The organism is Flavobacterium sp. (assembly GCF_027531905.1).
In the GTDB taxonomy this organism is placed as follows: domain Bacteria; phylum Bacteroidota; class Bacteroidia; order Flavobacteriales; family Flavobacteriaceae; genus Flavobacterium.
Genome location: NZ_JAPZSU010000023.1, coordinates 1 through 21,056, shown reverse-complemented (window position 1 = coordinate 21,056; position 21,056 = coordinate 1). Strand labels below are relative to the sequence as shown.

At 33.7% G+C, this 21,056-nt stretch carries 21 protein-coding genes; 17 read left to right on the top strand and 4 right to left on the bottom strand.

Annotated elements, in window-relative coordinates; translation table 11 throughout:
- The first annotated feature begins 40 nt into the window (after nt 1-40).
- Complete coding sequence (gene coaD / locus O9307_RS07195) at nt 41-505, top strand: pantetheine-phosphate adenylyltransferase (RefSeq protein WP_159685571.1); 465 nt, start codon at nt 41-43, stop codon at nt 503-505.
- A gap of 73 nt (nt 506-578) precedes the next feature.
- Entirely contained in the window at nt 579-1,145 is a 567-nt protein-coding gene (locus O9307_RS07190; RefSeq protein WP_298297014.1) for an alkylphosphonate utilization protein, read from the top strand.
- Between the two features lie 322 nt (nt 1,146-1,467).
- Here the strand turns inward: O9307_RS07190 and O9307_RS07185 are convergent, their stop codons facing one another.
- Complete coding sequence (locus tag O9307_RS07185; protein WP_298297011.1) at nt 1,468-2,817, bottom strand: DEAD/DEAH box helicase; 1,350 nt, start codon at nt 2,815-2,817, stop codon at nt 1,468-1,470.
- A 117-nt stretch (nt 2,818-2,934) separates the two neighbouring features.
- Between O9307_RS07185 and O9307_RS07180 the strand changes: the two genes are divergently transcribed.
- Nucleotides 2,935-4,662: a M14 family metallopeptidase gene (locus tag O9307_RS07180; protein ID WP_298297008.1), complete on the top strand. Its 1,728-nt coding sequence runs from the start codon at nt 2,935-2,937 to the stop codon at nt 4,660-4,662.
- A gap of 12 nt (nt 4,663-4,674) precedes the next feature.
- Here the strand turns inward: O9307_RS07180 and O9307_RS07175 are convergent, their stop codons facing one another.
- The gene (locus tag O9307_RS07175) at nt 4,675-5,277 is read right to left on the bottom strand and encodes an NUDIX domain-containing protein (RefSeq protein ID WP_298297006.1); all 603 of its coding nucleotides are present in this window, start codon (nt 5,275-5,277) and stop codon (nt 4,675-4,677) included.
- 7 nt (nt 5,278-5,284) lie between these two features.
- Between O9307_RS07175 and pyrE the strand changes: the two genes are divergently transcribed.
- Nucleotides 5,285-5,926: an orotate phosphoribosyltransferase gene (gene pyrE, locus O9307_RS07170; protein ID WP_298297004.1), complete on the top strand. Its 642-nt coding sequence runs from the start codon at nt 5,285-5,287 to the stop codon at nt 5,924-5,926.
- A 26-nt stretch (nt 5,927-5,952) separates the two neighbouring features.
- Complete coding sequence (locus tag O9307_RS07165) at nt 5,953-6,345, top strand: SRPBCC family protein (RefSeq protein WP_298297001.1); 393 nt, start codon at nt 5,953-5,955, stop codon at nt 6,343-6,345.
- 54 nt (nt 6,346-6,399) lie between these two features.
- On the opposite strand, the gene O9307_RS07160 is transcribed toward O9307_RS07165, so the two are convergent.
- Nucleotides 6,400-7,128 (bottom strand): biotin--[acetyl-CoA-carboxylase] ligase, encoded by a 729-nt coding sequence (locus O9307_RS07160; RefSeq protein ID WP_298296997.1) that lies wholly within the window; start codon nt 7,126-7,128, stop codon nt 6,400-6,402.
- Between the two features lie 95 nt (nt 7,129-7,223).
- Between O9307_RS07160 and rsfS the strand changes: the two genes are divergently transcribed.
- The 7 genes from rsfS (at nt 7,224) to O9307_RS07125 (ending at nt 12,840) form a co-directional block, all read left to right on the top strand.
- A complete protein-coding gene (rsfS, locus tag O9307_RS07155; protein ID WP_064714671.1) occupies nt 7,224-7,595 on the top strand; it encodes a ribosome silencing factor in 372 nt (123 codons plus the stop codon).
- Between the two features lie 16 nt (nt 7,596-7,611).
- Complete coding sequence (gene ftsH, locus O9307_RS07150) at nt 7,612-9,537, top strand: ATP-dependent zinc metalloprotease FtsH (protein WP_298296992.1); 1,926 nt, start codon at nt 7,612-7,614, stop codon at nt 9,535-9,537.
- 116 nt (nt 9,538-9,653) lie between these two features.
- A complete protein-coding gene (locus O9307_RS07145) occupies nt 9,654-10,250 on the top strand; it encodes a lactate utilization protein B/C (protein WP_298296989.1) in 597 nt (198 codons plus the stop codon).
- Nucleotide 10,251: 1 nt separating this feature from the next.
- Entirely contained in the window at nt 10,252-11,142 is an 891-nt protein-coding gene (locus O9307_RS07140; protein ID WP_298296987.1) for a phosphatidate cytidylyltransferase, read from the top strand.
- The gene (locus O9307_RS07135; RefSeq protein WP_298296985.1) at nt 11,132-11,785 is read left to right on the top strand and encodes a phosphatidylserine decarboxylase family protein; all 654 of its coding nucleotides are present in this window, start codon (nt 11,132-11,134) and stop codon (nt 11,783-11,785) included. Before O9307_RS07140 ends, O9307_RS07135 begins: the two co-directional genes overlap by 11 nt.
- On the top strand, nt 11,785-12,051 hold the full coding sequence (locus O9307_RS07130) for an acyl-CoA-binding protein (RefSeq protein ID WP_298296982.1): 267 nt from the start codon (nt 11,785-11,787) through the stop codon (nt 12,049-12,051). The genes O9307_RS07135 and O9307_RS07130 overlap by 1 nt, the downstream gene beginning before the upstream one ends.
- 6 nt (nt 12,052-12,057) lie before the next feature.
- Nucleotides 12,058-12,840, top strand: coding sequence for a superoxide dismutase (locus O9307_RS07125; protein WP_298296979.1), 783 nt, complete (start codon nt 12,058-12,060; stop codon nt 12,838-12,840).
- Between the two features lie 100 nt (nt 12,841-12,940).
- On the opposite strand, the gene O9307_RS07120 is transcribed toward O9307_RS07125, so the two are convergent.
- Nucleotides 12,941-14,812: an alpha-amylase family protein gene (locus O9307_RS07120; protein ID WP_298296977.1), complete on the bottom strand. Its 1,872-nt coding sequence runs from the start codon at nt 14,810-14,812 to the stop codon at nt 12,941-12,943.
- A gap of 283 nt (nt 14,813-15,095) precedes the next feature.
- On the opposite strand from O9307_RS07120, the gene O9307_RS07115 reads away from it, so the two are divergent.
- The 5 genes from O9307_RS07115 (at nt 15,096) to O9307_RS07095 (ending at nt 20,850) form a co-directional block, all read left to right on the top strand.
- Nucleotides 15,096-16,739 carry an OstA-like protein gene (locus O9307_RS07115; protein ID WP_298296973.1) on the top strand — a complete coding sequence of 548 codons (1,644 nt, stop codon included), beginning with the start codon at nt 15,096-15,098 and terminating at the stop codon, nt 16,737-16,739.
- Between the two features lie 74 nt (nt 16,740-16,813).
- Nucleotides 16,814-18,007 carry an aspartate aminotransferase family protein gene (locus tag O9307_RS07110; RefSeq protein WP_298296970.1) on the top strand — a complete coding sequence of 398 codons (1,194 nt, stop codon included), beginning with the start codon at nt 16,814-16,816 and terminating at the stop codon, nt 18,005-18,007.
- Between the two features lie 138 nt (nt 18,008-18,145).
- A complete protein-coding gene (locus tag O9307_RS07105) occupies nt 18,146-19,540 on the top strand; it encodes a tetratricopeptide repeat protein (protein ID WP_298296968.1) in 1,395 nt (464 codons plus the stop codon).
- A 2-nt stretch (nt 19,541-19,542) separates the two neighbouring features.
- Nucleotides 19,543-20,292: a shikimate dehydrogenase gene (locus O9307_RS07100; RefSeq protein ID WP_298296965.1), complete on the top strand. Its 750-nt coding sequence runs from the start codon at nt 19,543-19,545 to the stop codon at nt 20,290-20,292.
- A 150-nt stretch (nt 20,293-20,442) separates the two neighbouring features.
- The gene (locus tag O9307_RS07095; RefSeq protein ID WP_298296961.1) at nt 20,443-20,850 is read left to right on the top strand and encodes a hypothetical protein; all 408 of its coding nucleotides are present in this window, start codon (nt 20,443-20,445) and stop codon (nt 20,848-20,850) included.
- Nucleotides 20,851-21,056: the final 206 nt, after the last annotated feature.

The following is a 21,056-nucleotide window of genomic DNA, read 5'->3' as shown; positions in this document are numbered from 1 at the left end:
GAGCTCATAAAAACAAGCAACTCACAACCACAAAAAACAAATGAAAAAAGCCATATTCCCAGGATCCTTTGATCCGATAACCTTAGGTCACGAAGACATCATTAAAAGAGGCATCTCCCTTTTTGATGAAATCGTAATTGCAATTGGTGTCAATGCCGAAAAAAAATACATGTTTTCATTAGACGAAAGAAAACGCTTTATTGAAGAAACTTTCAAAAATGAACCTAAAGTAACAGTGATTACCTATGAAGGATTGACAATCGATTTGTGTCACAAACTTGAAGCCAATTTTATCTTGAGAGGGCTACGCAATCCAGCCGACTTTGAATTCGAAAAAGCCATTGCACATACCAATCGCCGACTTTCTAAAATAGAAACCGTCTTTTTATTAACAGCAGCTCGAACTTCTTATATCAGCTCGAGTATTGTGCGTGATGTTATTCGAAACCACGGCGAATATGAAATGCTAGTCCCAGACGCAGTAAGAGTAAAATTACACAAATAGCAACAATCCGCCTAACAAGTTGTAGAAGCTAGTAATTAGCTCTATTTTTGCCAAATAATTAAGAATACTAAAAATGAGTATAGAAAGAGAATTAAACAAACGCAGTGGAGGAAAATGTGAACTTTCAGGTGTTACCGAAGATTTAAAAGTATATCAAATTCTTCCCACTCGAAAAGGTGGACTAGATGAATCTGTTTTAATCAACGCTACGCTTATTGACCAAATAGAAAATCCTGAAAAAATGGACATTAATCTTTGGAGATGCCTGAATGACAGCATGTGGAGCGAACACCTTCCGGTTCAAGTTCTTTCTTGGAGAATGTTAAGTCGTTTACACAATCAAGAACTAGCCGATCAAATGTATTTTGAAGAAGAGGATTTAGCTTGGGCAAAAGCTACAGGTGAAGGCGAAGAAGACGAAAACAAAATCATTCACCGAGATAGCAATGGTGTAATTCTAGAACACGGTGACTCTGTAGTACTCATCAAAGATTTAAAAGTAAAAGGCTCTAGCATGGTGGCCAAACAAGGAACTGCCGTAAGAAACATTCGTTTGGATCATGAAAATGCTGAATATATTGAAGGAAAAGTAGATGGTCAACAAATTGTAATCATAACACAATACGTCAAGAAAATATAATTGAAACCCGTTGGATGAAATTCATATAAAATAAAAAACTTAACCACATAGAGCCATAGATTAATAGCAAATCAACATAGAAAAAATAGAAATAGCACTATTTCTCACAATAGATGAGCTATGTGAATAGTAAAACGTCTATTTGTTTCTTTTAATGAACTATAAATTCTATGATTCTATGTGGTAATAAATATTTTCCCAAAACGGGTTAATTCAAGTAAGAAGTAATCACTTCGCATTAAACAAAAACGTCTCGATTTCTCAAGACGTTTTTGTTGTTTTTAAAAGATATGTTTATTCTTCTTAATCTGAAGTCTGGAGCCTACTTCTCCTCTTCTTTCTTTATGACTTTTCTAGCCACTTCAATTTTAAACTTCTTTCCTTTCATTTTTTCATCACGAATATTGGAAAGCAAATCTTTAACTTTATTGTATTTTACAGCAGCAAAGGAGATAAAATCTTTGACTTCAATCAAACCTAAATCACCTTTTTCTAATTTCCCTTTTTGAGAAAAGAACCCTACAATATCAATTTTATTGAGCTTATTCTTTTTCCCACCACTAATATAAATGGTTTGAAATTGAGGAGGTTTTGGCAAAACTACATTCGAACTTACTTCCATTACTGGCATGGTGTAATCAATATAATCGAGTTTCTTTTCGCTTTCATTTACAATTAAATAAGCCGTTCCTGAAGCCAACATACGAGCAGTACGACCATTTCTGTGTGTAAACTCTTCTTCCTTTAAAGGCAAATGATAATGAATAACATGCTTCATTTCTGGAATATCCAATCCACGAGCTGCTAAATCGGTAGTAATTAAGTAACTCATACTTCCGTTTCTAAACTGTATCAAAGCACGTTCCCGTTCTTCTTGATCCATACCTCCATGATAATAAGTAGCATAAATCCCTTTTTCATTCAGCGTATCACTTATGCGCTCCGCAGCATCGCGATGGTTACAAAATACAATCGCCGCTTCCGATTTCAAAGAGCAAATCAATTGAAATAAGGTCATGAGTTTATCCTTGTCTTTAGAAACAACCATTTGCAACGAAAGATTATTTTCTTCTTTACTTTCTGGAATAAAATCCAAAATCAAAGGATTTACTACACGAGTATATTTAGGAATTTCGATGCCCGAAGTAGCCGAAACCAAAACGCGTTTATTGAGTTTAGTCAATTTTCCAATCACAAAAGACATTTGTTCGTGAAACCCAAGTTGCAAAGACTTATCAAATTCATCCAAAACCAGCGTCTGAATTTTATCCAAACGAAAAGTACCACGATCGATATGATCAGCGATTCGCCCTGGAGTTCCAATCAATATTGCGGGTGGATTACTTAAATTTTTAATTTCGGTATCAATAGCATGACCTCCATAACACACATTTACTTTGTAACCCGTGCTCATTTTTTTCCAAACTTGTTCAATCTGTAGTCCTAATTCACGAGAAGGCACCAAAATTAAACATTGAACCGAAAGAATTTCAGGTTGGAGTAACTCAAAAATAGGCAATAAAAAAGCCAATGTCTTTCCTGATCCAGTTGGAGAGAGCAATAAAACATTGTTTTCGTTAATAATAGCATCATGCGATACTTCTTGCATCTCGTTAAGGTCTGAAATCCCTAAACTGGCAAGAATCGGTTTAAAATTGTGCGGTGTATTCATGGTGCAAAAGTAGTTAAAATAGTTGGTAGCGCCTATTTTCAGGGATTAGCATCTTAGTAATAATCAAAATATAAGAAAAATAAGTATATTTGAATTTTCCTCAAAAAAAATAAATACATGAAATTCATTTCTACACTGCTTCTATTCTTTTCACTTTCTGTTGTAGCTCAAAAAAACAACAAATACGATACTTTTTTCGAAAAAGGAAATGGAAACCTATCGGCTACTTACGAAGAAACTATTCGATATTACCAACTATTAGCCAATGATTTCCCTACCATCAAAATTCAAGAAATGGGCTTGACCGATAGTGGTAAGCCGTTACATATTGTCATCTTCAATCCGGAAAAAGAGTTTGATTTTAAAAAAATTAAAAACAATAAAGCCGTCTTATTAATCAATAATGGAATTCATGCTGGAGAGCCTGACGGCATTGACGCCAGTATGCAATTGTATCGTGACTTGGCCTTAGGTAAAATTAAAGTACCTAAAAATACCGTTTTGGTGTGCATTCCAGTATATAACATTGGTGGCGCCTTGAATCGAAATACGAGTTCAAGAGCCAATCAAAATGGGCCTGAAGAATATGGTTTTAGAGGCAATGCCAGAAATTACGATTTGAATCGCGATTTCATAAAATCAGACACCAAAAACACTAGAAGTTTCGTTGAAATTTTCCATTTAACAAACCCTGATGTTTTTATTGACAATCACGTGAGTAATGGATCAGATTATCAATATAAATTGACCTACATCATGACCCAACACAACAAACTAGGAAATGTTTTGGGAAATTTTTTAAATGAAGAAATGATGCCCTCAATTGTAAATGATCTACAAAAAAAGAAAATAGAAAGCACCCCTTACGTCAATACTTTTTCCGATACCCCAGACAAAGGTTTTGGGCAATTTTTTGAAAGTCCACGTTATACCACAGGCTACACTTCATTATTCAATACCATCGGGTTTGTTGTGGAAACACACATGTTAAAAAAGTATTCCGATAGAGTGAAAGTTACGTATGAGTACATGCGCTCTGCCATAGATTTCACGGATACCAATCATCAAAAAATAAAAACGCTTCGTATACAAAATGAAACGCAATATTTACCAAATAAAAAGTACACTATCAAATGGGAATTGGATACCACCAAAAAAACAACAATTCCTTTCCTAGGCTTTGAAGCTAGTTACAAAAAAAGCGACGCAACCACAGGAAATCGTTTGTTTTATGATCGAACAAAACCGTACAAAAAAGAAGTTCCATTTATCAAAGAGTATAAGGCAGTAAAGGAAATAGAAATTCCTAAATACTATGTTATTCCACAAGGTTTTTGGCCAATAATTGATTTATTAAAACAGAACGAAATCAAAATGAAAGCGATAGAAAACGATACGCTAATAACCGTTGAACGTTATCGTATTGCAGATTACAAAACCACGTCCAATGCCTACGAAGGTCATTATTTACATCGTAATACAAATGTGAAGTCAACAATAGAAAAAGTATCTTTTAGAAAAGGAGATTTTTTGATAACTACACAACAAAAAGGAGTAAAATACCTCTTAGAAACCCTTGAGCCAGAAGGCGTAGATTCCTTCTTCAATTGGAATTTCTTTGATACACTATTACAACAAAAAGAAGGCTATTCTGATTATGTTTTCGAAGATACCGCCGCTCAATTATTGAAAGAAAACCCTAGTTTAAAGAATGAATTTGAAACCTTAAAAGCAAAAGATACTGTCTTCAATAAAAATCCAGAAGCACAATTGGTCTGGATTTACAAACATTCGGTTTACTATGAAAAAGCTCACCTAAACTATCCGGTATATCGTATTTTATAACAAAAAAAGCTCCTATTTTAGGAGCTTTTCGTCTTCAAACAACAATTTTATATTTTCATAGGAATTTCTTAAAGCCTCTTTGATTTGTTCAGGATTCAGCCAGGCCACTTTTTCAATACCTTCTTCAAGCTGTCCCTGTGGAGTTCCCTCAAACTTAGACTGCATCTCAAACCAATGGGTCACTTTGAGTTTGTATTTGCCATTTCGCTTAAAAACGTGGTAGGTTTTTTGTAGTTTTTTTACAATTTGCAATTTATTAACTCCCGTTTCTTCTTCAACCTCACGCATTGCGGTAATTTCAATCTCCTCCCCTTTTTCAATTCCGCCTTTTGGTAAATCCCATTTTCCGTTTCTAAAAATAAATAAAACCTCGCCTTTTTTATTGTAGACTAAACCACCCCCAGCTTTACAGACTGGTATTTTTGCCTTCAATGTTTTCATAATTTCCCTTTCATCAGGGTGATACAAATAGGCTTTCTGGATTTTATTCTGAAATATTTTGACGATAATACGCTCTACATCAATACTCTCCAAAAGAAACAACTCAAAATCGGTCTCTTTAGAGATTTGATTTGTCAAAAAAAGTGGTTTGTCGTTAACAAAAACTTTATACATTTGTATTATGATTTTTAATAAAGATACTGCCGAAAAAACAGCCGAATTGCTTTTGCAAATAAATGCAATTAAATTGAATCCCGGAAATCCTTTTACATGGGCTTCTGGCTGGAAATCCCCTATTTATTGTGACAACCGTCTAATTCTTTCATTTCCAGTGATAAGAAATTATGTCAGAGACGAATTTTCTAAACATATTGAAAAGCAATTTGGAAAACCAGATGTAATTGCTGGTGTAGCCACTGGAGCCATTGGTATTGGAATGCTTGTGGCAGAAAGTATGGGTCTTCCATTTGTATATGTTAGACCTGAACCTAAAAAGCATGGTAGACAAAACCAAATTGAAGGCTTTTTGCAAAAAGGTCAAAACGTTGTTATTGTTGAAGACCTTATCAGTACAGGTGGAAGTAGCCTGCAAGCCTTTGAAGCGCTAAAAGAAGCGGAGGCTATTGTAAAAGGTATGGCTGCTATCTTTACTTATGGTTTTGAGGTAGCAGAAGAAAACTTCAAAAATGCCAATTTAGATTTGTATACCTTAAGTAATTACCAAAATTTACTCAATTTGGCGGTTGCAAAACAATACATTACCGAAAAAGAAGAAAGCACCTTAAGAGAATGGAATGCCTCTCCTTCAACTTGGGGCGTTTGAGAATAATACAATTTAATAGATAAAAAATGAATTTAGAAAGCCCTAAAGTTACTGTTTCAAAATCTGCACAAGAATTATTTGATTTATTGACAGATGTCAGAAACTTTGAAAAATTAATGCCTGATAACATTGCAAAATTTGAAGTGATTGGAGATGACGCTTTTATTTTTGGATTAAAAGGAATGCCTGAAATCAAACTAAAAATGAAAGAAAAAGTTGTACCAAACAAAGTGGTTCTAGGAGCAGCAAGCGACAAATTACCTTTTACACTTACTGCAGCAATTGATGCAGTTTCTGAAGCTTCAAGTGAAGTCAAATTGGATTTCGAAGGCGAATTCAATCCCATGATGGCGATGATGATCAAAGGACCTATTGGGAAATTTATAGAAACATTAGCAACAAATATGACCAAATTATAAATCATATTTTGAATACTATTAAAATGGCAAAAATTATTTTTTGCCATTTTTTTTTTAATACAACATCTGAATTTCTTTGATATCAAATTCCGCAACGCTATCGTCTTCCAACAAGACTTGTAACTTTCCTATATCAGAAACTCCTTGAATAATCCCCATAAAATGAGATCCGTTTTCATCTGCAAAAGGCATTGGAATCCCTTTTTTAAAAAGTAAATTAGTGTAATCCTTCCAAAACTGAATTTCATTTTCCTTCCAATACACAATTTTTTGTTTAAAAGTATCAACAATCAATTGCAATAACAATTCTCTATCAAATTCTACTTCACAAACTAAAGACAAAGAAGTTGCTTTAGGCAAATCAATAAAACTGGTTTGATTGACATTTAGTCCTAAACCAATAATCGACTCTATACTTCCATCACTTTTAATGCTATTTTCAATCAAAATGCCACCAATTTTTTTATTGTATGACATAATGTCGTTTGGCCATTTGATACTTAATTCAGGAACCCTATAGCTTTTTAAGGCATCAATAACTGCTAAGGAAAAGACAATATTCAAATGAAACAACTCATTAATATCATTAAAAATATCTTTTAGCAAAACACTCATTATCAAATTCCTACCCGGTTCAGATTCCCATTTTTGTCCCATTTGCCCTTTCCCTTTGGTTTGCATTTCAGCTGTAACAACTGTAAAAGTAACGGTTTCAGGAAGTGACGAAATCCCTTTAAGAAAATCGTTTGTAGAATCTATGGCATCGAGTTTGATTAACTTCATGTACTATTTTTTTAAAAACATAATTTAATATTATGTTAAGGTTCAAAAATAATCACAAAAAATGGTAACTTTACAAACTTATATACAAATAATTCATGGCGAAAAAGACTATTAATAATGACGTTTTATTAGCAAACATCATCAAAGGAATCGAAGAGGTAAAAGGAAATGATATTGATATTCTTGATTTAAGAGAAATTGACACCGCCGTTTGTGATTATTTCATAATTTGCAACGGTACTTCTAACACACAAGTAAATGCGATTGTGAACTCTATTCAAAAAACGGTATCCAAAGAACTTAAAGATAAACCTTGGCATGTTGAAGGTACTGACAATGCAGAATGGGTATTGATGGATTATGTGAATATTGTGGTTCACGTTTTTCAAAAGCATATCCGCGAGTATTACAACATTGAAAGTCTTTGGGGTGATGCCAAAATTACAACTATCGAAAACAAATACTAAAGAAACTTAACTTCTAATGGCTAAAGAGAATAATCCAAATTCCAATAAATTTAAAATAAGTCCTTGGTTAATTTACGCAGCGATACTTATCATTTTTTTATTAATAAACTTTGCAACTGGAGGTTCGAGCCTACAAGAAGCATCACAGTTAACTTCTTCTAAATTCAATGACTATTTAGAAAAAGGACAGATTGAAAAAGTAATTGTCTACAACAAATCAGAAGCTGAGGTATTCCTTACTCCTGCTGCTTTGAAAGAAGCTACACATCGAAAAGTAGCCAAAGATGTTTTTGACAGACCTAACAAAGGTCCGCATTACACCTTAGAAATTGGTAACGACCAAATTTTTCAAACCAAATTAGAAAAAGCAGTTAAAGAGGGGAAATTAAAAGATTTTAACTTTTTACAAAAAAACAATTGGTCTGATATCTTAATCAGTTTATTACCTATAATCATCATTATTGCCGTATGGATTTTCATCATGCGCAAGATGTCTGGTGGTGGAGCTGGTGGCGGTGGACAGATTTTCAATATAGGGAAATCCAAAGCAAAATTATTTGATGAAAAAACAGATATCAAAACCACATTTAAAGATGTTGCTGGTTTAGAAGGAGCAAAAGAAGAAATTCAAGAAATTGTTGAATTCCTAAAAAACCCTGAAAAATATACTAATCTAGGAGGTAAAATTCCAAAAGGAGCTTTATTAGTAGGCCCTCCAGGAACTGGAAAAACGCTTTTAGCGAAAGCTGTTGCAGGAGAAGCTCAAGTACCTTTCTTCTCCCTATCAGGTTCAGATTTTGTAGAAATGTTTGTAGGTGTGGGTGCTTCACGTGTTCGTGACTTATTCAAACAAGCTAAAGAAAAATCGCCTGCCATTATATTCATTGACGAAATTGATGCAGTGGGTAGAGCTAGAGGAAAAAGCAATATGTCGGGCGGAAACGACGAGCGCGAAAACACATTGAACCAACTTTTAACAGAAATGGATGGTTTTGGCACCAACTCCAATGTAATTGTTTTGGCAGCAACTAACCGTGCAGATGTTTTAGATAAAGCTTTAATGCGTGCAGGACGTTTTGACAGACAAATTTTTGTTGACCTGCCAGATATTCGAGAAAGAGCAGAAATATTTGCTGTTCACTTAGCTCCAATCAAAAAAGTAGAAGGATTAGATTTAGATTTCTTAGCGAAACAAACACCAGGTTTCTCTGGCGCCGATATTGCCAATGTTTGTAATGAGGCTGCGCTTATTGCTGCACGTAATAACAAAACTGCGGTAGACAGACAAGATTTCCTTGATGCCGTAGACAGAATCATTGGTGGCTTAGAAAAGAAAAACAAAATCATCACCCCTGATGAAAAAAGAGCTATCGCCATACATGAAGCAGGTCACGCAACCGTTAGCTGGATGCTAGAACATGCTGCTCCACTTATTAAAGTGACCATTGTTCCTCGTGGACAAAGCTTAGGAGCTGCTTGGTATTTGCCAGAAGAAAGACAAATCGTGAGAACAGACCAAATGTTAGACGAAATGTGCGCAACTATGGGAGGTAGAGCTGCAGAGAAAGTAACTTTCGATAGAATCTCTACAGGAGCTTTGAGCGATTTAGAAAAAGTAACTCGTCAAGCCAGAGCAATGGTAACTATTTATGGATTGAACGATAAGATTGGTAACGTAACTTATTACGATTCTACAGGTCAAAATGAGTACGGGTTCTCAAAACCATATTCTGATGATACGGCTAAAATTATTGACACGGAAATCTCTGAATTAATTGAAGGACAATACCAACGAGCCATCAAAATATTAGAGGAAAACAAAGACAAACTCAATCAATTAGCTGATATTCTGATTGAAAAGGAGGTCATTTTCAAAGATGATTTAGAAACAATATTTGGGAAGCGTTCTTTTGACCAAAATCTAGAAGAAACTGTTTCTTAAATAATTAAAATCTTAAATGTATATTTTTTAAAATCTTAATTCAAAACCCGCTTTTGAATTAAGATTTTTTTATCTTTGACCAATTTCCAATAGATTATTAAGAATAGTAACCCAATATGAGTCTTTTCAGAAAATTTTTTAGTTCTGGTCATACAAATTCAGATGAGGAAAAAGAGAGCCAGAAACTCTCTTTTGAACAAAACATCCCTATTGATGAGCACTTTATCTTTAATTTTAAGAGAAACGGAGGTAAATTTCTTTATTGCGATTCAATGTCGGAAGTAAATGAACAATTTGAAAACATATTGGAGGAAAATGATTGGTTTGAAGGCGAAGCAATTTGTTACGAATCGACTTTATTTCCTTTACTAAAAGAAAACAACATTCTATTTGATAATCCTCAAAACCCCAATTTTTTATTGGCAACATGCGAAAATTTAGTTGCTGACGAAGGTTCAATTTCCTTTTCTTCAAACCAAATTAAACAAAAAAAACCCAATGAATTACCAGTAAACATGGTAATAATTGCATATCCAAGTCAAATCATCCCAAGTAAAAGCGAAATACTTAGTGCTATTAAAAACAAATACAAAAGAGAATATCCTAGCAACATCACTACCATAAAATATTTTGAAAAAGCCCAAGAAGAAGATTTCACCCAGTATGGAAGTGCTGCAAAAAACTTATACCTTATACTACTAGAGGATCTATAAAATGAATGAAACGCTTAAAAGATCCATATCCGGAGCAGTATACATCATCTTATTACTAGCTTCAATATTATACTCAACTGAAAGTTTTTTTATACTATTTGGTATTTTTTTGATTATCGCAGTTTATGAATTTTGTTCATTAGTACAAGTAAATTCAATTGCACCTATTTTACTCAGTTCGGTTTTTTACATTTCCGTTACTTTATTGAGCCATTACAATATTGAAACAACCAAATTCCTAAATAGAGCATTACAAACTCAATTAGATCTAAACCTCAATATACATCAATTGGATTTGATTTTATTAGCAGTAACACTCGTAGTATCAATAAAATGCATATTGTTTTTATTTTATGATTCTGTTCAAAAGATAAGTACCTCATCAAAATACTTGTACCTCTTAGGTTACATAACATTACCATTTATTTTTATAACCAAAATCTCGTTTGGTGTAACTAATTATAACCCTAAAATCATTATTGGTTTATTTATATTGATTTGGACCAATGACACTTTTGCATACATCGTTGGAAAATCGATGGGAAAACACAAATTATTTGAAAGAATTTCACCCAAAAAAACCATTGAAGGGTTCCTTGGCGGTATTGCTTTTGCAGTTTTTGCAGGATATTTAATTTCAAAATTATATATAGAACCCAAACCTGAGTTTAGCCAAAAATCAATACTAATTTGGACTTTTATCGCTTTAATCGTTGGTATAATGGGAACAATTGGAGATTTAATTGAATCTAAATTCAAACGAATTGCCGAAGTAAAAGACAGCGGAAGTATTATGCCAGGACATGGAGGCATACTAGATCGACTAGATAGTGTTATATTTGTAGCGCCGATTATATTTTTATTTTACCAAATTTTAAATTATGTTTCATAAAGAAGGAACCCCAAGCATTTTATTAGGAACTACTTTTACAGCAGTTGTCTTGTTATTATCTGATTATTTCATTTCTACCAATTGGATTAAAATGACCATACAAATTGCAACTTTGGTTTTTCTAATTATCATTTTGCAGTTTTTTAGAAATCCAAAACGTACCGTAATTTTAAATGAAAACCAAATTCTTGCACCTGTTGATGGTAAAGTAGTTGTAATTGAAGAAGTTTATGAAGGAGAATATTTTAAAGACAAACGACTACAGATTTCTATTTTCATGTCACCAATCAATGTGCATGTCACCAGATACGGTTTAAGTGGAATTGTAAAATTTAGTAAATATCATCCAGGGAAATTCCTTGTAGCTTGGCATCCAAAAGCTAGCGAAGAAAACGAAAGAACTACAGTAGTTGTTGAGAATACAACCTTTGGAGCTGTTTTATACCGTCAAATTGCTGGAGCATTAGCTAGAAGAATTGTTAATTATGCACAAGAAGGAATGCAGGTTGTACAAGGTACAGATGCAGGTTTTATAAAATTTGGTTCAAGGGTAGATTTGTTTTTACCCTTGGGAACTCCTATAAATGTGGAATTAAATCAAAAAGCAGTAGGTGGAAAAACTATTATTGCAACAAAAGCATAATGACCAACGAAGCGCTAGACATTCTTTTTCAAGAAGCTTTTGAAAAGGCTTCTAATATGAGTAAACCATTGCCTCCAGATGTAATGTTGCGTTTGTATGCCTATTACAAACAAGCCACTTTTGGAACCTCCAATTACAATAGAAACGATACTTTTGACTTAAGAAATGCTTTTAAAACTAATGCTTGGATTCAAATCAGTCATTTAACTCAAGAAGAAGCCAAAATTTTATATGTAGAAACTGTAAACGATTTATTAAAAGAATAGAGAATCATGAGAAAATATTTTTTTTTAGCAACTCTTTTTTTATCCCTTATATTGTTAGCAAGCTGCAATAAAAAAGAACTTGTAGAGGTCGTAGAAGTCCCTCTTCCAGCTGCTGAACAAAAAATAACCATTGGTAACCCAGAAGATGTAAAGGCAGATGATGGTTCTTTTCAGGTCGAACCTTTACCCTATAAATACGATGCTTTATCGCCATCAATTTCAGCATTAGCGCTTGAATTGCATTATTCTAAGCATTATTTAACGTATACCAATAATTTAAACAAAGCCATCAAAGGTACTCCTTTAGAAAATTTGTCTATTGAAGAAGTACTTACTAAACTTGACATTAATAATCCAGAAATACGAAACAATGCTGGAGGATATTACAATCATAGTCTTTTTTGGAAAATAATGGGGCCAAAAGGTGGTGGCGTTCCTAAAGATACGTTGGCAGGAGCTATTGCTAAAGACTTTGGCTCTTTTGAAAATTTCACTACTCAATTTAAAAACACTGCTTCAAAGCATTTTGGTTCAGGTTGGGTTTGGTTAGTGGTAGATCGTGAAGGAAAACTCCAAATTACTAGTACACAAAATCAGGACAACCCATTGATGCCTTTAGTCCCTGTAGTTGGTTATCACGGAAAACCTATTTTGGCTTTAGATATTTGGGAACATTCTTATTATATTGACTACCAATACAAACGAAAAAATTATATCGATGCCTTTTTTAATGTCATTGATTGGAATAAAGTCAACGAAAATTATCAGGCAACCTTTAAGAAAAAATAAATTAGACGTTGCAAGCGAAAAATCTATTCGAATACAAATTAAATTCCATAAAAAATGCTCCAATTACGGAGCATTTTTTTTATGAAACAAAACTAACTTTTTATTGCAATTTTAATATGAAAGATTCTGATGGAGCGATGGCTATTGAAGCCCTACCCCCTCCATTGGTCACTATTAATTCTGTTTTGTATTTACCATACAATTGATCTACAAGAGTATACGCCCCATCTTTGACATTCCACTTTTCAAGTAAATCTGCTGGAACTCTCATTTCATAAATACTGGCTGTAGTCGAAGAAAAGTTGGCAACTACAATCAATTGTTCCTCTTTTGACCAACGCGCAAAAGTGTATAAATCTTTATCATATCCTTGTACGATATTTCTGTTAGCGCCTTGAATTTCTTGATACCCTCCCATCAAAGCTGAACTTTTTAATGAAAAATTCAAAAGACGTTTATAAAAATCACGTAATTCTTTTTCACTTGAAGACAATTGACCTCCATCAAATTTACCATTATTCATCCAACGTTGATGATGGGGCACCCCGATATAATCAAAAATAGATGTTCTCGAATGTGTTCCGAAACCAGCATCTTCTTTAGCTGGCTCTCCTACTTCTTGTCCGAAATAAATCATAGTAGGTGAAGAACTCAAAGTAGCAGAAACAACCATTAAAGGTTTTCCTCTTTCGCCACTACCCGCAAATTCTGGACTAGCAATACGTTGTTCATCATGATTGTCTAAAAAATGCAACATATGATGTTCAATATCCATCATATTGTATTGAATTCCTGAAATTTCATCAGGCCACGATCTTCCTTGAATTACGTCTTTTAATTTATCATAAGTTTCAACTTTATCATACAAATAGTCCATTTTACCCAAATGAATATAATTTCTGTATTCTTTTGGATTGTAAACTTCAGCCATTAAAAAAGAATCTGGATTAGCCATTTTAATAGCCGAGTTCATATAGCTCCAAAATTCATAAGGCACCATTTCGGCCATGTCATAACGAAAGCCATCTACACCTTTGGCAACCCAATACAAGGCAATATCTTTAAATTTTACCCAAGAATTTGGTACATTTTTATCTGCCCAAAAAGCAAAATGTTCTTTATAATCTTTTTTATCGAAACCAGCTGGAAGTTCGGGAAAATCTTTTCCTCCATCGGGACGAATACCATAATTTACTTTTACTGTTTCATACCAATCATTCTTATCGGGTTTTGCCATTCTTGAGCCGTTTCCTGTCCATTTTGCTGGAAATTCATCAAATTTTCCATCTGCTAAAGGATGATTTTCTCCATTAAGTGGTTTCGGAGCATCTGGAACTTCAAAACGTGTATTAGGAATGTAATAAAAATTATTATCTCTTTTGTACTCAACGCTAACATCATCATCGGCACCAAAATCTTTAACTCCTTTTGGATTGCTTTTTCCTTCATATTTACGAGCGATATGATTCGGAACAATATCAATAATTACCTTCATTCCTGCTTTGTGAGTTCTTGCTATCAATGCTTCAAACTCAGCTAATCTATTGGCTGGATTGACTGCCAAATCAGGGTTTACATTATAATAATCCTTAACTGCATAAGGTGATCCCGCTCTACCTTTTACTACATCTGGATCGTCATTTGAAATTCCATAAGCAGTATAATCGCGAACCAAAGCATGATGTGGCACTCCTGTATACCAAATATGAGTCACCCCTAAATCTTTAATTTCATGCAAGGCTTTATCCGTAAAATCATTGAATTTACCTACTCCATTTTCTTCAATTGTTCCCCAAGGTTTATTGGTCGTGTTGGTGTTTCCAAATAAACGAGTAAAAACTTGATAGACCACTTTTTTGTGTTCTGCGGTGGTTGCTTTCTTTTCTGAATTCATTTTTAGATCTTTAGTTTTGCATCCTGCGGCTAGCACTAATGCACCTGCAAAGAAAATTAAGGCTATTTTTTTAAACATAGTAGATAAATTTTATTATTTTCTCATAATTATGAAAAATGAAGAAATAACTGTTCGATTTTCTAAATTTACAAAAAAAGCCCTAAAAATATGCCGTTTTAATACAACCTTAGCAATTACCTCCTTTATTTTAGCACTACTACAACGTGAGAGTAAACAAAATTGTTAGTAATTTGAAGTACACAAGAATTCTATTTTTAACAATAATTTTAACAGACACAAATAAATCATAATAAACCTATACTCCATTGGTTTTTTATAAATTTGACAAAAATTTTTCCCATTGAAGAAACTAGTATATATTATCCGTTTTTGTTTGATAATTAGCATTACTCCTCACTTATTGGCACAGGCTCCCAAGAAAATTGTTGTAGAATATTCCGATTTTTTTACCGTTAATCAAATCGAAGCTCCTGATGCAGCATTATTTACAGGAAACGTTCGTATTATTCACGATGGTGTAGTGATGACTTGTAACAAAGCCTACTATTTTGAAAAAGAAAATTACATCAAAGCCTTTGGAAATGTGCAGTTGGTTCAAGGAGACACACTATTCTTAAATAGTAAATATGCGGAATACAGTGGTAACGTAAAAAAAGCGTTCGCAACTGGAAATGCGGTTATGAGCTCACCAGATGCCACTTTAGCCACCGATACCATTAATTTTGATCGCAATACTCAAGAAGTATTTTATAATACTAACGGCACCATTGTCAACAAAGAAAATACGCTCAAAAGTAAATCTGGTAGGTATTACGTAACTCAAAAGAAGTTTCAATTTTTGACGGCAGTTACAATTACCAATCCAACTTATGTTATCAAATCCAACCATTTGGATTATTATAGTAACTCGGGACATTCCTATTTACTAGGTCCATCGACTATAACCAGCAAAGCCAACTATATTTATACAGAAAAAGGATTTTACGACACAAAGAAAAATTTAGCGCATTTTTTAAATAAATCCTATATCAAATATAACGACCGATTAATTAAGGGAGATAGTTTATATTATGACCGAAATAAAGAATTTGCATCCGCAACGCGAAATGTAAAAATAACAGATTCGATTAATCGAGGGATTGTAAAAGGACATTATGCCGAAATTTACAAAAAGCAAGATTCTATGTTTGTGACCAAACGAGCCCTAGCGGTTAACTTTGTAGAAAATGACTCTGTCTATATTCACGGAAAAAAATTAATGGTCACAGGAAAAGAAGGCAATAGAATCATTAGAGCTTTCAACAATGTTCGTTTTTACAAAACGGATATGAGCGGCAAATGCGATTCTATCCATTCTAGCACCAAAACAGCATTGACAAAACTCATTGGCAATCCGATTTTATGGAATGCAGAAAATCAAATTACAGGCGACATCATGCATTTAATTGGAGATTCTAAAACCGAAAAATTAGATTCCTTAAAAGTCCTCAATAACACGTTCATCGTCTCTAAAGACACCTTGGGTACCGGTTTTAATCAAGTGAAAGGGCAGAATTTATTCGGAAAATTTAAAGAGGGAAAACTCCACGATGTCGACATCATCAAAAATACCGAAGTCATTTATTACATGAGAAATGACGATAATGAGCTTATTGGAATCAACAAAAATAAGAGTAGTAAAATCAATATTGTCTTTGATAAAAATACCATTGAAACCATTACTTTCTTCAAAGAGGTAGATGGTGATATTTTTCCTGAGAAAGATCTTCCCGAAAATGCCCGGAAACTAAAAGGACTCGTCTGGCGAGGAGACGAACGAATCAAATCCAAAGACGACATTTTTCCTCCCGAAGAAAACATCGACAACGAAAAAATTGCCAAACAAACTAAAATAGCAAATGATCGAGCGGGCGTGCCCATTAAACCCCGAAAAGAAACATTGAATTACGACAAAAAGAAACCTACAGCAAAGTCAAAAAAATAGCTGAAGCGGATTTAAGTATTCAAAACATCCATAATGAAATGAATCTAACATTTTATTTAAACTGAGCATTCAAAATGAATACAGATTTTATCAAATACCAAGCACAGACTTCACCTTACCCATTAGGAATGGAAGTTTCGCATGCCATTGGTTCCTACATTTACGACACAAATAATAAGAAATATTTAGATTTTGTAGCTGGCGTATCCGCTTGTACTTTGGGACATCAAAACAAGCGGGTGAATGATGCTATCAAAAATCAATTAGATAAATATTCGCATGTTATGGTTTACGGCGAATATTCTCAAAGTCCTTCTGTTGCTTTTTGTAAACTATTAGCGGAACAATTACCTGAACCATTAAAGAAAACCTATTTAGTCAATTCTGGTACAGAAGCCATTGAAGGTGCCTTAAAATTAGCAAGAAGAACCACAGGCAGAAGCCAATTAATCTCATGCCACAATGCCTATCACGGAAACACCATGGGTTCCATGAGTGTTATGGGCTTTGAAGAAAGAAAGCAAGTATTTCGGCCTTTAATTCCCGATGTGGATTTTATCACCTTTAATAACGAAGCCGATTTAGAAAAAATAACGACTAAAACCGCAGGTATCATCCTTGAAACCATTCAAGGTGGTGCTGGTTTTATTCAACCAGAAAATGATTTTCTTAAAAAAGTACGACAACGTTGCACAGAAGTAGGAGCTATGATGATTGTCGATGAAATTCAACCAGGATTTGGAAGAACAGGTAAATTATTTGGCTTTCAAAACTACGATGTAGTCCCAGACATAGTGGTTATGGGAAAAGGAATGGGCGGCGGAATGCCCGTTGGCGCATTTACAGCTGCACCAGAAATGATGGATTTATTGAGCCATGATCCAAAATTAGGACACATTACCACCTTTGGAGGGCATCCTGTCATTGCGGCAGCTAGTTTGGCCACCTTGCAGGAAATTACCGAGACAAATCTCATGACAGCTGCTTTAGAGAAAGAAAAACTGTTTAGAAGTCTTTTGGTACATCCTTTGATAAAAGAAATCAGAGGTAAAGGATTGATGCTTGCAGCCATGACGGAACATGCAGAAATCACCAACGAAGTTATTTTAAAGTGTCAAGACAGAGGGTTAATTCTATTCTGGTTGCTTTTTGAAGGCTGCGCTATACGAATCACTCCTCCGCTAACTATTTCAGAAGAAGAAATTAGAGAAGGTTGCGCCATCCTTCTTGAGGTAATGAATGAAGTAGCATTTAGCAAAAACAAATAGCTTCAAGCGGACACCGAAAAAGGTCTAGAAAATAAAAAAGGCTTGTTAATTAAATTGTTCACAACAATTTCAAAAAAACCTCACACTAACACTAAGGTTACCTAATTTTAAATTAGGCAAACTCAAAATAATTTAAGTATGCAATTAAGCAACGAAGAAGAAGACTACAGCTTGTCTTTATCCAAATTTGAGTCGATGTTGAAGACCAACAAAGTGTTCTTTTTTGACTCCGAGGAATTTGAAGAAATTATTCTTCATTACCTAGATATTGGAAAAGCCAACTTAGCTAAAAAAGCCTTAAAACTTGCACTAGATCAACATCCTAAATCTACTGGACTTAAACTCGTTCAGGTAGAAATGTTAGTTTACGATGATAAACTAGATTTGGCCGAAAAAATGCTAAACGAATTGTATGCGATTGAGCCTACAAACGAAGAAATTTTTATTCAAAAAGCTAATATTTGGTCCAAAAGAGACCAACATGAAAAAGCAGTTGAACAACTCCAAATCGCCTTAAAATATACCGATGATTATGCAGATGTCTATAACTTAATTGGCATGGAATATTTGTTTATGGACAATTTAGAATCAGCCAAACAAAGTTTCATCCAATGTTTAGAAGAAGACATCGAAGATCAATCTGCTTTGTATAACGTAGTGTATTGTTTTGAATTTTTAGATCAAAATCAAGAAGCAATTGCTTATCTCATCAAATACATCGATAGAAATCCTTACAGCGAAATTGCATGGCATCAACTAGGACGCTTGCATTATAGCGTAAAAGAATACGAAAACGCTATTCGTGCCTTTGATTATGCCACATTAATCGACGAAGAATTCATGGGGGCTTTTATGGAAAAAGCAAAAGCTTTAGAACGCTTAAAAAAATATGAAGAAGCAATCGTAAGCTATACTAGAACTATAGAATTAGATGATGCAACTTCTTATGCTTTGCTTCGCATTGGAAAATGCCATGAAAAACTAGGAAATAAAGTATTGGCTCTAAAGTTCTTTAACCAAACCGTTCATGAAGATCCTTTATTGGACAAAGGCTGGATAGCCATCACAGATTTTTACATGCGTCAAAAAAACTACCAAAAAGCATTGTTTTTTGTGAATAAAGCTTTGGCAATTGACAATCAAAATCGTTTGTACTGGAAACGCTATGCCTCTATCAATAAACAAATGAACTTCTATGAAGAAGCTGAATTTGGATACCGTAAAGCTGTTGAATTTGGCGATTATCAATTAGACACTTGGTTGTTTTGGGTAGATATTTTACAATTTTTAGGTGAATTTGAAACCGCGATACAAACTTTATTACAAGCGGCAGAATTTTTTCCAGAGGAAAACGAAATTGAATATCGTCTATCTGGATTATACCTGATGATCCAAGACGAAACCAAAGGAAAATTTCATTTAAGCAATGCGTTACGACTTAATTTTGACAACTATATTTTAATAGAAGATTTATTCCCTGTAGTTTGGAATCGAAAAATGGTTCAAAACTATATTGCAAAACATAAAAAATAACAATGATTGATTCTCTAAAGATGCGTTTTGGATTACTCGGACGCAATATTAGCTATTCATTTTCTAAAGGTCATTTTACAGAAAAGTTCAAAGATCCTGTTTTTGAAGGCTATACCTATGAAAATTTTGACATTGAAGACATTAATTATTTTACCGAATTAGTCAAAAATAATCCTGATTTAAAAGGATTGAATGTTACCATTCCTTACAAAGAAGCGATATTACCTTTTTTGGATAAATTATCAAAAAAAGCAACCGTAATTGGCGCTGTAAACACCATTAAATTTACCAAAAACGGAAAATTAAAAGGCTACAATACCGACTATTACGGATTCAAAAAATCATTAGAACCACTATTGCAACCCCATCACACAAAAGCTTTGATTTTAGGCACGGGTGGCGCAGCAAAAGGAGTTGCTTTTGCGTTGGAAGAACTGGGGATTTTGTACACCTTTGTTTCAAGAGAAAACAAAGAAAAGACCATTCGCTACGATTTACTCAACGCGACTGTTTTTGAAAACCATACTATAATTATCAATACAACTCCACTAGGAACCAGTCCGAATACAGCTAATTTTCCAGACATTCCTTATGAATTCTTTACAGAAAAACATATTGCTTATGATTTGATTTACAATCCTGCAGAAACAGTTTTTCTAAAGAAAGCCAAAAAACGTGGAGCACAAACCAAAAATGGTCTAGATATGCTCATTCTACAAGCTGAGAAAGCTTGGCGCATTTGGAATAAATAAAAAAATATTTCTTTATACTTCAAAAACATCAAATGACACGTTTGGTGTTTTTTTTTTAGTTTTCAAAAACTAATCAATCAAAAAACAAAAACACAAAAACCTAAAAATCAATTCATTTTATTAAATTAGCCTCTCATAATTTGAATTTTTATGAGAAAGCTATTGTTCCTTTTATCATTTATAGTACCGACCGTAGTACTTATTGCTCAAGAAAAGAAAACAATTCGAAGTGAACAAAACCCTTTTTCTGAAGCGAGATTTACTTATTTTAAAGAAAGCCTTGTTTTATTTAACGAATACTTAGACACAAAAAACGGTACCTATAACACCACCAACCTTAGGGTATTAAAACCCATCGGTAATCGCGCCTGGACAATTCGATTTGACGCTCCTTTAATCTCAACTAACTCAAATACGATTAATAAAACAGGGCTAGGTGACATCAGCATTGGAACATCATTTATTCCTTATCTAACAAATAAATCAGGTATTGCTAGTAGAATCAGAGTAACTTCAAATTCTGCTAATAATCCAAAATTTGGTTCGGAAAATGGATAATTTCACCAGCTATTTTTTATGGAATTTACATCGGCGCAAACAAAAAAATGCTATTAATTTCAGACTTAAGTAATCAGAATAAAATAATGTCGTATTTTATTGTTTATATGTAGTTAAATTTGTATATTTATCTCATTATGAGATATGTAACCCTAAAAAAAGAAGAGATTGAAGTGTTAGAACACCTTCATCAAAAAAGCCCTAAT

Coding starts and splice junctions, on each gene's coding strand:
- coaD (WP_159685571.1), top strand. CDS start 41: ATGAAAAAAGCCATATTCCCAGGATCCTTTGATCCGATAACCTTAGGT.
- O9307_RS07190 (WP_298297014.1), top strand. CDS start 579: ATGAGTATAGAAAGAGAATTAAACAAACGCAGTGGAGGAAAATGTGAA.
- O9307_RS07185 (WP_298297011.1), bottom strand. CDS start 2,817: ATGAATACACCGCACAATTTTAAACCGATTCTTGCCAGTTTAGGGATT.
- O9307_RS07180 (WP_298297008.1), top strand. CDS start 2,935: ATGAAATTCATTTCTACACTGCTTCTATTCTTTTCACTTTCTGTTGTA.
- O9307_RS07175 (WP_298297006.1), bottom strand. CDS start 5,277: ATGTATAAAGTTTTTGTTAACGACAAACCACTTTTTTTGACAAATCAA.
- pyrE (WP_298297004.1), top strand. CDS start 5,285: ATGATTTTTAATAAAGATACTGCCGAAAAAACAGCCGAATTGCTTTTG.
- O9307_RS07165 (WP_298297001.1), top strand. CDS start 5,953: ATGAATTTAGAAAGCCCTAAAGTTACTGTTTCAAAATCTGCACAAGAA.
- O9307_RS07160 (WP_298296997.1), bottom strand. CDS start 7,128: ATGAAGTTAATCAAACTCGATGCCATAGATTCTACAAACGATTTTCTT.
- rsfS (WP_064714671.1), top strand. CDS start 7,224: ATGGCGAAAAAGACTATTAATAATGACGTTTTATTAGCAAACATCATC.
- ftsH (WP_298296992.1), top strand. CDS start 7,612: ATGGCTAAAGAGAATAATCCAAATTCCAATAAATTTAAAATAAGTCCT.
- O9307_RS07145 (WP_298296989.1), top strand. CDS start 9,654: ATGAGTCTTTTCAGAAAATTTTTTAGTTCTGGTCATACAAATTCAGAT.
- O9307_RS07140 (WP_298296987.1), top strand. CDS start 10,252: ATGAATGAAACGCTTAAAAGATCCATATCCGGAGCAGTATACATCATC.
- O9307_RS07135 (WP_298296985.1), top strand. CDS start 11,132: ATGTTTCATAAAGAAGGAACCCCAAGCATTTTATTAGGAACTACTTTT.
- O9307_RS07130 (WP_298296982.1), top strand. CDS start 11,785: ATGACCAACGAAGCGCTAGACATTCTTTTTCAAGAAGCTTTTGAAAAG.
- O9307_RS07125 (WP_298296979.1), top strand. CDS start 12,058: ATGAGAAAATATTTTTTTTTAGCAACTCTTTTTTTATCCCTTATATTG.
- O9307_RS07120 (WP_298296977.1), bottom strand. CDS start 14,812: ATGTTTAAAAAAATAGCCTTAATTTTCTTTGCAGGTGCATTAGTGCTA.
- O9307_RS07110 (WP_298296970.1), top strand. CDS start 16,814: ATGAATACAGATTTTATCAAATACCAAGCACAGACTTCACCTTACCCA.
- O9307_RS07105 (WP_298296968.1), top strand. CDS start 18,146: ATGCAATTAAGCAACGAAGAAGAAGACTACAGCTTGTCTTTATCCAAA.
- O9307_RS07100 (WP_298296965.1), top strand. CDS start 19,543: ATGATTGATTCTCTAAAGATGCGTTTTGGATTACTCGGACGCAATATT.
- O9307_RS07095 (WP_298296961.1), top strand. CDS start 20,443: ATGAGAAAGCTATTGTTCCTTTTATCATTTATAGTACCGACCGTAGTA.